Genomic DNA, 5,037 nt, shown 5'->3' with positions numbered 1-5,037 from the left:
GGCCAGGTCACCGGTGGCGGTCGACACCAGCGGGATGCCCGCCGGGTTAGCGGTGACCCCGTCGACGACCAGCCCGTAGCCGGCAAGCATCGGGTCCATCAGGTGCGAGTGGAACGCGTGCGACACCCGCAACCGACGCGTCTTCACCTCAAGGGACGCTTCCAGCGCCGCGATCTGCTCCTCCGTACCGGACACCACCACCGCCCGGGGACCGTTCACCGCCGCCACGTCCACATCGCCGAGATCCAGCTCGGCCAACGGGGCGGCGATCGCCAGCATCGCGCCACCCGCCGGAAGCGCCTGCATCAGACCACCACGCGCGGCAACGACCCGGCAGGCGTCCTCCAACGACCACACACCAGCGACGTGCGCGGCGGCCAACTCACCGATCGAGTGACCGGCCACGAAGTCGGGCTTGAGACCCCACGACTCCGCAAGACGGAACAGGGCCACCTCGACCGCGAACAACGCCGGCTGCGTCCACCCCGTCTGGTCGAGAACACCCTCCGGGTCGGCGAACATCACCTCCCGCAGATCACCGTCCAGCAACGGCCCGAAGGCGGCACACACCTCGTCCAGAGCGGTAGCGAACACCGGGAAGGCATCCGCCAACTCACGACCCATGCCGACCCGCTGCGCACCCTGACCGGTGAACAACACCGCCGTACGACCGGTGGTCAGGTGGCCGTGCACACCCTGGCCGGCGGCGAGGGCGCGGAGACCGGCGACGCCGTCACCGACGGCCACCCCCCGGTGCTCCAGGGCCGCCCGGCCGGTGCCCAGGGTCAGCGCCACGTCGGCGGGGTTCAGGTCGGCGTCGGCGAGGAAGTCGGCGAGGCGGGCGGCCTGGGCGGCGAGGCCACTGGCGGACCGGCCGGAGACCGGCCACAGCGGCACCGGCGTCGGTGCCGGCGGGGCCGGCGGCGCGGCCTCGGGGGCCTGTTCCAGGATCAGGTGGGCGTTGGTGCCGCTGATGCCGAACGACGACACCGCCGCCCGACGCGGCCGGTCCACCGCCGGCCACCGCACCTCGTCGGTGGCGAGCCGCACCTCGCCGGACGACCAGTCCACGTGCGGGCTCGGCGCGTCCACGTGCAACGTGCGGGGAACCACCCCGTGCCGCATCGCCAACACCATCTTCATCACCCCGGCGACACCGGCCGCCGCCTGCGTGTGACCCAGGTTCGACTTCACCGAACCCAACCACAACGGCTGCTCCCGGTCCCGACCGTACGTCGCCAGGATCGCCTGCGCCTCGATCGGATCACCCAACGTGGTGCCGGTGCCGTGCGCCTCCACCACGTCGACCTCGGCGGCCGACACCCGGGCGTTGGCGAGGGCCTGCCGGATCACCCGCTGCTGCGCCGGCCCGTTGGGGGCGGTGAGGCCGTTGGACGCGCCGTCCTGGTTGACCGCCGAGCCCCGGACGAGACCGAGGATCGTGTGCCCGTGCCGACGGGCGTCGGAGAGGCGTTCGAGCACCAGCACGCCGACGCCCTCGGACCAGCCCGTCCCGTCGGCCGCCGCCGCGAACGGCTTGCACCGACCATCAGGCGCCAACCCCCGCTGCCGCGAGAACTCCACGAACGTCTCAGGCGTCGCCATCACCGTCACCCCACCGGCCAACGCCAGATCACACTCACCCGACCGCAACGCCTGACCCGCCAGGTGCATCGCCACCAACGACGACGAACACGCGGTGTCCACGGTGACGGCGGGGCCTTCGAGGCCGAGGGTGTAGGCGATCCGCCCGGAGACGACGCTGCCGGCGCTGTGCCCGGTCACGTAGTCGTGGTACATCAGGCCGGCGAAGACGCCGGTGGCGGAGCCGCGTACCGAGGAGGGGTCGATGCCGGCCCGCTCGAACGCCTCCCAGGAGACCTCCAGCAGTTGCCGCTGCTGCGGGTCCATCAGCACGGCCTCGCGGGGCGAGATGCCGAAGAAGGCCGGGTCGAAGCCGGCCGCGCCGGGCAGGAACCCGCCCTGGTCGGCGTAGCTGGTGTCGGGGCGGGTGCCGGTCGGGTCGTAGAGCCGGGCCAGGTCCCAGCCCCGGTCGGTGGGGAAGCCGTCGATGGCGTCGACGCCGTCGGCGACGAGCCGCCACAGGTCCTCCGGGGAGGACACCCCGCCGGGGTAGCGGCAGGCCATCCCGACGATCGCCACCGGCTCGTCACCGGACGCCGTGGTGGCGCTGCGCTGCTCCTGCGGGACGTCGAGCGCGCCGTTCAGCTCGCCGTACAGGAAACCGGTGAGGGCCACCGGCGTCGGGTAGTCGAAGATCAGGGTGGCCGGGAGCCGCACGCCGGCCGCCGTGGAGAGCGCGTTGCGCAGCTCGACGGCGGTGAGCGAGTCGAAGCCGAGGCTCTGGAAGGTGCGGTCCGCCTCGACCGTCTCCGGGCCGGCGAGGCCGAGCACGGCGGCGACGTGGGTGTGCACCAGGTGCCGGACGGCACCGGTGCGCTCCTCCTCCGGCAGGCCGGCCAGCCAGTCGCTGCCCGCCCGGTCGACGGCGCCGGCGGCGGTGGCCGTACGCCGGGTCGGCCCGGTCAGGGCGCGGAACACCGGGGGCAGCCGGTCGCCGAGCGTACGCAGCGTCGGCACGTCGAGCCGGGCCGGGACGAGGGTGGCCGGTCCACCGGCGACGGCGGTGTCGAGCAGGGCCAGTCCGTCGGCGGTGGTCAGCGGCAGCACCCCGCCCCGGGACATCCGCTCCCGGTCGGTGTCGGCGAGCCGGTCGGTCATCGCCGAACCCCCGCCCCACAGGCCCCACGCCAACGACACGGCCGGCAACCCGGCGGCGCGGCGGGTGGCGGCGAGCGCGTCGAGGTAGGCGTTCGCCGCCGCGTAGTTGCCCTGCCCCGGCGCACCCAGCACCCCGGACAGCGACGAGAACAGCACGAACGCCGACAGTTCCCGGTCCCGGGTCAGCTCGTCGAGCAGCGTCGCGGCGTCCACCTTGGGCCGCAGCACCGCCGAGACCCGCTCCGGGGTCAGCGACGACACCACGCCGTCGTCGAGCACGCCTGCGGTGTGCACCACCGCCGACAGGTCCGGCACGCCGGCCAGGACGGCGGTCAACTGCTCCCGGTCGGCCACGTCGGCGGCGACCAGCTCGACCTGCGCGCCGGCCGCGGTCAGCTCGGCGACGAGGTCGTCGGCGCCGGCGGCGGCCGTGCCGCTGCGCGACAGGAGCAGCAGCCTCGGCACCGCGTGCGCCGTCACCAGGTGCCGGGCCACGGCCGTGCCGAGCGCACCGGTCGCGCCGGTGACCAGCACCGTGCCGCTGCCGTAGAGCGGGGTGTCCGCCGGGGTGGCCGGGAGCGTCCGGCGGACGATCCGGGGCACCCGGACGACGCCGTCGCGGATCGACACCTGCGGGTCGCCGGCCGCCAGGGCCGCCGGCAGGACGTCGTCGGGCCGGTCGGTGTCGGCGTCGACGAGCAGGATGCGGTCGGGGTTCTCCGCCTGCGCGGAGCGCAGCAGCCCCCAGACCGCCGCGCCGGCCAGGTCGGTCACGTCGTCGCCGACGGCGTGGCGGGTGAGGACGACCAGCGGGGCGGGGTCGTCCCCGGCCAGCCAGCGCTGGGTGACCGCCAGCACCCGGTGCACCTCGGCGTGCACGTCGCCGGTGCCACCGGCCCGCAGCACCACCGCGTCGGCGGGGCCGCCGCCGGTCGGGCCGGTCGCGGTGCCGTCGACGGTGTCGGGGTGCCAGGTCCAGGTGGTGGCGGTCGGGGTGACGGTGACCGGCTGCCAGTCCAGGCCGAACAGCGCGTCGGCGACACCGGTGCCGGCGGTGACCTGCACCGGGCGGAGCACCAGCGACCGTACGGTGGCCACGGGTGCGCCGACCGCGTCGGCGACCGCGATCCGGACCCCGCTGCCGGCGGGGGTGAGCCGGACCCGCAGGCTGGTCGCGCCGGTGGCGTGCAGCGTCACCCCCGACCAGGCGAACGGCAGGCCCCGGGGGGCGTCGCCGTCGGCGCGGGTGAGGACGTGCAGGCCGGCGTCGAACAGGGCCGGGTGCAGGCCGTAGCCGTCGGTCTCCGTACCGTCGGGGAGGTCGACCTCGGCGAAGAGTTCGTCACCGGCCCGCCAGGCGCGGCGCAGGCCCTGGAAGACCGGGCCGTAGTCGAGGCCGCCGGTGGCGAGGTCGTCGTAGAGGCCGACCAGCGGCAGCGGCTCGGCGTCGGTGGGGGGCCATGCGGTGAGGGCGACGCCGGGGGTGTCCCCGGCGGTGAGGACGCCTGTGGCGTGCCGGGTCCACGGGACGTCGTCGCGTTCCCGGGAGTGCACCAGCACGGCCCGGCGGCCGGTCGGGTCGGGCGGCTCCACGGCGACCTGCACCTCGACGCTGCCGGCGGCGGGGACGACGAGCGGCGCGTGCAGGGTCAGTTCGTCGAGCAGGCCGACGCCGACCTGGTCACCGGCGTGGATGGCGAGTTCGACGAGGCCGGTGCCGGGGAACACGACGGTTCCGCCGACGGCGTGGTCGGCGAGCCACGGGTGGGTGTGCAGCGACCACCGGCCGGTGAAGACGACGCCGTCGGTGTTGGCCAGCGGCACGGTGGCGTCGAGCAGCGGGTGGGTGGCGGCGAGCAGGCCGGCGCCGACGAGGGCCGGGTCGTACAGCCAGTAGTGCTGGCGTTGGAAGGCGTAGGTGGGCAGGTCGACCTGCCGGGCGGCGGGGTGGATGGCGGCCCAGTCGAGGTCGACGCCGGTGGTCCACGCCTGCGCCATCCCGGTGGCGTACGCGGTGACCTGTTCCCGGTCCCGGCGCTGCAACGCGATGGTCACCGCGTCGTCGACGCAGTCCGCGACCATGGTGGTGAGCACACTGTCCGGCCCGATCTCGACGAACCGGGTGACACCTCGCGCGGCGAGAGCGGCGACCGCGTCGGCGAACCGGACGGTGCCGCGCACCTGACCCTGCCAGTATTCGACCGAACCCAACTCGTCGTCCGTGGCCAGGTCACCGGTGGCGGTCGACACCAGCGGGATGCCCGCCGGGTTAGCGGTGACCCCGTCGACGACCAG

Annotated in this window: 1 protein-coding gene; it reads right to left on the bottom strand. The window is 74.9% G+C overall.

Going from position 1 to position 5,037, the window contains the following annotated elements; translation table 11 throughout:
* On the bottom strand, positions 1 to 5,037 hold a 5,037-nt coding region (locus tag B5D80_RS32470), incomplete at both ends, for a type I polyketide synthase (protein WP_144081842.1).

The sequence above is a fragment of the Micromonospora wenchangensis genome, assembly GCF_002210435.1.
GTDB lineage: Bacteria > Actinomycetota > Actinomycetes > Mycobacteriales > Micromonosporaceae > Micromonospora > Micromonospora wenchangensis.
The sequence above is the reverse complement of the archived record's forward strand: the minus strand, read 5'-3'. Positions and strand labels throughout refer to the sequence as shown.